Origin of the sequence: Myxococcus sp. CA039A (assembly GCF_013336645.1) — a bacterium.
In the GTDB taxonomy this organism is placed as follows: Bacteria; Myxococcota; Myxococcia; order Myxococcales; family Myxococcaceae; genus Myxococcus; species Myxococcus llanfairpwllgwyngyllgogerychwyrndrobwllllantysiliogogogochensis.
In genome coordinates this window covers 1-6693 of the sequence record NZ_JABUMQ010000465.1, presented here as the reverse complement: position 1 = coordinate 6693, position 6693 = coordinate 1, and the positions used below count along the sequence as shown (strand labels likewise).

Here is a 6693-nt window from a genome sequence, read left to right as displayed (position 1 = left end):
CGCAAGGAGTGGAGCGCGGACGGTGAGTCGGCTCGTGGTCCCGCGCGTCGTGGCGCGGACGGTGATTCGAAGCCGCGTTTCGGTGGTGACTCGAAGCCTCGTTTCGGTGGCGAGGGCAAGCCGCGCTTCGGCGGTGACTCGAAGCCTCGTTTCGGTGGCGAGGGCAAGCCGCGCTTCGGCGGTGACTCGAAGCCGCGTTTCGGTGGCGAGGGCAAGCCGCGCTTCGGTGGTGACTCGAAGCCGCGTTTCGGTGGCGAGGGCAAGCCGCGCTTCGGTGGTGACTCGAAGCCCCGTTTCGATGGCGAGAGCAAGCCGCGCTTCGGTGGTGACTCGAAGCCTCGTTTCGGTGGCGAGGGCAAGCCGCGCTTCGGTGGTGACTCGAAGCCCCGTTTCGATGGCGAGAGCAAGCCGCGCTTCGGTGGTGACTCGAAGCCTCGTTTCGGTGGCGACTCGAAGCCGCGTTTCGGTGGTGACTCGAAGCCTCGTTTCGGTGGTGACTCGAAGCCCCGTTTCGGCGGCGATTCGAAGCCGCGCTTCGGTGGCGACTCGAAGCCCCGCTTCGGTGGCGACTCGAAGCCTCGTTTCGGTGGTGACTCGAAGCCTCGTTTCGGTGGTGACTCGAAGCCTCGTTTCGGTGGTGACTCGAAGCCCCGTTTCGGCGGCGATTCGAAGCCGCGCTTCGGTGGCGACTCGAAGCCCCGCTTCGGTGGCGACTCGAAGCCGCGTTTCGGTGGTGACTCGAAGCCGCGTTTCGGTGGCGACTCGAAGCCGCGTTTCGGTGGCGACTCGAAGCCGCGCTTCGGTGGTGAGGGCAAGCCTCGCTTCGGTGGCGCTGGTCGCTCGGAAGGCGAAGGCCGTCCTCGTTTCGGCGGCGGTGCGTCGCGCGGAGCAGGGCGTTCGGCTTCGGCCGGCGAAGGCCGTCCTCCTCGCCGCGAGTGGAGCGGTGGAGACACGGGCGCTCCTCGTGGCCGTCCCGACCGGAAGCCCCGTGATTCGGAAGGCTCGGGTCCTCGTGGACGCAGCGGCGGCTTCGGCGCGAAGCCGGGCGGCAAGGGTCCTCGGGGGGCAGGCGGCCGGACAGAGGCCCGCGCCTGGAAGCCGTATGACGACAAGGGCTCGCCCCGCGAGCGAGTCGTCCGCGCCGGGTCCCGGGGCCTCGCCCCCGAAGGCGCCCGTAAGTCCGAGGGTTTCCAGGACTGGGGCAAGAAGAAGGAAGCCGGTTCCCGGCCCCGCTTCAGCACCCAGGGGCCCAAGGGGCGGGCGGGCTCATCCTCGAAGGGGCCTCGCCGGCCTTACTGACGCACCACACAGCACAGCGGATTGGGCGGCAGGGGGGTCGTTGATATAACCCCCTGCGACTTTTCCACCGTTCGCCTTACCGGAGACCGATGCGAACCGGCACCCGCCCCTTCCTCCTCATGCTGGTCCTGGTCCTCGGTTGCAATGGCAGCCGAGACCAGCTCCTCGCGGATCTCCAGAGTCCACGTCCGGAGGTCCGCGCCCTGGCGGTGAAGAAGCTCGCCGGGCAAGGCAATCCGGACGACCTCGTCCTCTTCACTCGGGCGGCCAAGGACCTGGCCGCCATTGTCCGCGCAGAGGCGGCCGTCGCGCTGGGGGAGAGTCAGGACCCCCGCGTGGTGGACCTGCTCGGCGAACTCCTGGAGGACTCCGACGAGGAGGTCCAGGGCCGCGCCGCCATGGCGCTCTCCAAGGTCAAGAACGACAAGGCCAAGGCCTACCTCACGCTCCAGTACGGGCGCCGAGGCCGCGCCACCCGTCAGGTCATCGTCCAGGCCCTGAAGAACGCGAACGTCCCAGGCGCCATGGCGGAAGTCGTCGCCGCCGAGGCCAAGGGACAGTGGGATCGCAATCTCCTGACGCTCACCGAGGGCGCGCTGCCCGAGCGGGTCGGCGCCGCCGAGGAGCTTGGCAAGAGCGGTCGCCCGGAGGCCGTGAATCGCCTGTTGCCGCTGGTTCGAGACAGTCAGGTCATCCTCGCCGCCGCCGCCGTGCGGGGCCTGGGAGACGCCGGTGACAAGCGGGCCGTGGGTGCCATCGCCCTGCTGCTGGACGAGAGCTTCCCCGAGCTGCGCGAGTCCGCGATCATCGCGCTGATGAAGTTGCAGGACCCGGCCGCCGCGCCCCGCCTGCAGGCCGTGGCGGTGGAGAAGAGCGCCGTGAGTCCGATGGCCATCGACGCCATCCTGTCCTTCCCTCGCACGCCCGAGGCGGACACCGCGCTGTGCGCCGTCGCCCTCGATGGCGCGCCAGCCGAGGCGCTCGCCGCCGGTCGGGCAATGCGCTCGCGGGGCGGCTGCCCGATGGACCCCATTGGCGAGCGACTGTCGCGTCCCGCCACCGCCGCCAGTGGGCTGCAAGCCGTCCTCGGGTTGGGGCCCCCGGCCCTGCCGCTGCTTCCCAAGGTGGCGCCGTGGCTCAACCAGAACGACGCGGTGCTGCGCCTGCTCGCGGTGGAGGCCGTCACCGCCGTGGGCGACGCCTCCGTCGTGCCCCAGCTCCAGAAGCTCTATGAGCAGGAGGTGAAGGGCCTGGAGGCCCTGCGCACCGACTGGGTCGCGCAGAAGCTGCCGGAGAACTACTCAAGCGCGTTCGACCCTTCGGCGCCGTCTTCCCCTCACGTCCCCGGTGCGGCGCCGGATGAGCGTGCGGCCCGTCACGCTTCGCTTTTCGAGCGCGTCAAGGCGCTCAATGCCCAGCGGGCTCGCGACTCGGGTCGTCCGGTGGTCAAGCCTCGCGTGCCCACCGAGCTGTTCGATGACGTGGAGGCGGAGCGTCTGGTCCCACTGGCGACGCTGCTGCGTGCGCTGGGCTCGCTCCGTGCGCCGGGCGCGCTGGAACTGCTCAAGGGCTACAGCCAGGACTCGAGCATCCCCCTGCGTACCGCCGCGCTGGTGGGCCTGGCGCACCTGGGCCCCGAGGGCGTGGCAGTGGCGCGTGACGGACTCCTGGAGCCCGAGCGGGACCTCCAGAAGGCGCTCGCGCAGGCCCTCGCGGAGGCTGGCGACGCGGGTCCGGCGGCGTTGATGGAGCTGCTCCCGAAGATGGGTGGAGAGAAGCTGCTGGTGTTGGATGCGCTGACGCGGGGCTCGGGCGTGCCCGCCTCGGCGTCGGCCGTGCTCCAGACGGTGGTGAAGGAAGGCGGCCCGGAGGCCGCGCTCGCGGCGGGGCTGCTCGGTCGCATCCAGGCGAAGGATGCCGTGCCCACGCTCATCAAGGCGCTGGACGAGACGAACAGCGTCGCGCGGCGGGATGTGTTGCTGGCGCTCGGGACGCTGGGTGATTCGCAGGCGGCCGACGCGGTGTCGCGAGACCTGTTCCACGACCTTCCGGAGATTCGCGCGGCGGCGGCGACTGCGCTCAAGCGCATGGGCGCGACGAACCAGTCGGAGTCGCTGGATGCGCTCAAGAGCGACTACTTCCGCACCGTGCGCGACGCGGCGGGGGCGGCGCTGGCGAAGGGCGGCACCGCTGCCGAGGGAGCCAGGTGATGGAGGCGCGCAAGCTCAAGGACAGGGCCGCTGAAGCCTTTACCAAGGGCCGCTTCTCCAAAGCCGCGGAGTTGTACGAGGACTTCTGCAAGCTCGATCCGAAGGACCACCAGTCGCGCCTGCGTACGGGGGATGCGTGGGCCAAGGCAGGTGAGCGCGAACGCGCCATCTCCGCCTATCAGGCCGCCGCCGAGGGCTTCGCGAAGGAGGGCTTCCTCCCGCGAGCCATCGCCGCGAGCAAGCTCATCCTCGAACTGGACCCCAGCCACCAGGGCGTCCAGCAGATGCTGGCGAACCTCTACGCGCGCCGGGGAACTCCCGCGGGTGCCCGAGCCCGTGGGCCCATGACGAGCGCGCTCTCCGCGCCGCCACCGCCCGAGCGTCCCGTGGCGGCGGTGCCCACTCCCCCGCGCGCCGGGACACCGGCCGTGCTGGAAGCAGGGGAGGGTTCCGTCAACCTCTCCGCTGAACTCCCCGCCGAACTGGCGCTGTCCGTGGAGGACGCGCCCACCCCAGGCTCCACCGACACGTCGGAAGAGGTTGTTCACTCGGTGAGCATGGGCCTCTCGCATCCGGATGCGGAGGCTTCCGTCGCGGCGGCCTCTCCAGGCGAGGACCACGAGGGCATCGACATCGCGCTGGGCGAGCCCGAGTCGTCTCCCGCCGTGTCAGCAGTCACCCACGCGAATGCCCGGAGCGCGTCAGAGACGCCCTCCGTGGCGAGTGTCAGCGTGATTTCCGCCGGGATGGCCGACACCCACGCGAATGCGCGGGGCGCGTCAGAGGCGTCCCCAGCGGCGAGTGTCAGCGCGATTTCCGCCGGCGTAGCCGACACCCACGCGAATGCCCGGAGCGCGTCAGACGCGTCCATTAACGCGAGTGTCGGGACGATTCCCGCCGGGGCCGTTGTCACCAGCGCGCAGGCGCGGGGCGAGGCAGCGTCGGCGCCTCCCTCCGTGTCCGCCGAGACTTCCATCTCCAGCGCTCAGGAGAACAACGGCACTTCGCTGCCTCCCGGTCTCGCACCGCGCGCCACGCAGCGAGTGCCTCCGCCCGTGCCGGAGACGCCCGTCGCTGCCAGCACGGACGCCCTGAAGTCGGGCCCTCGCTCGCCCGTGAGTGGCAAGTGGAAGGCGCTCTCTTCGCCCATCGGGGAAGCAGGGTCGACGGATTCCACCTCGATGCCTCGGACGCCGACGGTCATCGACCCGCCCTCCGCGCCTCCCGGGTTGCGCCCTCGTCGCGCGGAGGCCACGCCTCACGCGGGTGCCACGGCGGTGCCCTTCCGAGAGGTGTCGCGGGAGCTTGGCGCGTCGCTGCGCGCGGTACCGCCCAGCCCGTCGTCCTTCACCGAACTGGAGATGGAGGCGGACTCCCTGCTGCACGCCGTGGAACTGGCGGCACAGGCGGGGCTGCACCAGCGCGCCGAGGAAGTCGGCGACGGAGAGGAAGAGGTCTTCAGCCTCACCGAGGAAGTCCTCACCGACGCGCCCTCACTGGACGCGCTCCCCACCATCCCCCTGTTCTCGGACCTGCCGCGCGACGCCTTCATCGAGCTGTTCGAGCGCTGCCCTCTGCGCCGCTTCAGCCTGGGCGAGCGCATCCTCGACCAGGGCAGCCACGGCGACGCCTTCTACGTCATCTGTGAAGGCCAGGTGCGCGTCTTCCGGACGGAGTCAGGTCGCCGCGTGGACCTGGCCGCGCTGGAAGGCGGAGCCTTCTTCGGTGAGATGGCCATCCTGTCCGGCGCCCCTCGCACCGCGTCCGTCGAGGCTGGCACCGAAGACACGCAGTTGCTCGAGATCTCCGCGCCCGTGCTCGCCTCGCTCTCGCGGAGCCATCCCCAGGTGGCGGCGGCCCTGAAGAAGTTCGTGCGGCAGCGCCTGCTCACCAACGTGATGAACACCTCGGCGCTGTTCCGTCCCTTCAACCGGAAGGACCGTCGCACGCTGGTGGAGCGCTTCCGGGCCCGCGACATCGAGCGCGGCGAGGTCGTTATCCGGGATGGCGACCGGACCGATGGTCTCTACGTCCTGCTCTCCGGCGAAGTGGAGGTGCACAAGGACGGGCACCTGCTGACGCGACTGAAGGAGGGGGACCTGTTCGGAGAAATCTCCCTCCTCCAGAAGACGCCCGCCACGGCCACCGTGACGGCCGCGCGTCACACCACGCTGCTGCGGCTGCCGCGCGAGGACTTCGATGCGCTCATCTCCAGCCACCCGCAGATCCTCGTGCTCATCTCCGAGCTGAGCGACGAGCGCCTGCGCCGCACCGAGCAAGTCCTGGGGACGAACCTCTCCGGCACCTTGAGCTCGCTGGATGGCGAAGAGGAACTCATCCTGGTTTGAGGCGCGCGGGCTTCAGCGCACCTTGGCCAGGTAGTCGTCGCGGGTGACCAGCCCCCGCGTCTCCAGCAGCTCCAGCATGGCCCTCAACGAGCGCGCCTGCTGAGCGACCATGCGCTCCAGGTCCGCGACCTGCTGCGTGAGGATATCCACGCGCTGCGTGAGTTCGCTCTCCCGCACGGGCGCCGGTGTCTGACTGGCCGTCGAGCGCGACGCGCCCGCCATCTCCATCGGCTCCGAGGGTGGCGCCAGCTCGAAGGTCTGTTCGTCGAGATTGAACGACAGCGGCGAGGCTGTCGCGGAGGTGATTTCCCCGTGGTAGTGGCGGCGGATGGCTCGCTCGATGGACGACGCGGCGGCCACCACCACCTGGATGCGCTGGCCCGTGTGGAAGGCCAGCTCCTGGAGGGACTCCACGTTCGTCGGGTCCGAGGTGGCCACCGTCAGCAGCTTGTTGGCGGGGTCTGCCGCGGTCGGGAAGACGGTGTAGCGCTCGGCGATATCCGCGCGCAGCGCCTGGAGGGCCACGGAAGAGGGTGCCAGGCCATCCAGCTCCACCGTTGGAATGGAGAGCTGGCGCGAGAGCGCATGGACCATGGAGCTCTCGTCCACGAAGCGCATCTGCACCAGCGTCAGGCCCAGCCGTCCGCCCCACTTGCGCTGCTCGGCGAGCGCGGAGCGCAGTTGGGTCTCCGTCAGGAGGCCGGCGTCCATGAGTATTTCCCCGAGCCGGCGCTTGCGGCCAGGGGGCGAAGGCGGGGGTGCCACGGAAGAAGGATTCACCCCCCCAGCATACCAGTGGCCGGGGACGTCCGGCCCCCGAGGAGCCTGCCGAGGGG

3 protein-coding genes and 1 pseudogene are annotated in these 6693 nt (G+C 70.3%); 3 read left to right on the top strand and 1 reads right to left on the bottom strand.

The window, feature by feature from the left end; all coding sequences use genetic code 11:
* From HR086_RS43455 to HR086_RS43445, 3 genes and pseudogenes are all read left to right on the top strand, one after another.
* Positions 1-1299, top strand: a pseudogene (locus tag HR086_RS43455) (pseudouridine synthase); the annotation flags it as partial.
* A gap of 89 nt (positions 1300-1388) precedes the next feature.
* Positions 1389-3509 carry a HEAT repeat domain-containing protein gene (locus tag HR086_RS43450; RefSeq protein WP_174468579.1) on the top strand — a complete coding sequence of 707 codons (2121 nt, stop codon included), beginning with the start codon at positions 1389-1391 and terminating at the stop codon, positions 3507-3509.
* Positions 3509-5857 (top strand): cyclic nucleotide-binding domain-containing protein, encoded by a 2349-nt coding sequence (locus HR086_RS43445; protein WP_174468578.1) that lies wholly within the window; start codon positions 3509-3511, stop codon positions 5855-5857. The genes HR086_RS43450 and HR086_RS43445 overlap by 1 nt, the downstream gene beginning before the upstream one ends.
* Before the next feature lie 12 nt (positions 5858-5869).
* Here HR086_RS43445 and HR086_RS43440 read toward each other — a convergent pair whose 3' ends face one another.
* Positions 5870-6568, bottom strand: a complete 699-nt coding sequence (locus HR086_RS43440) for a general secretion pathway protein GspE (RefSeq protein ID WP_141649295.1) — start codon at positions 6566-6568, stop codon at positions 5870-5872.
* Between the last annotated feature and the right edge of the window lie 125 nt (positions 6569-6693).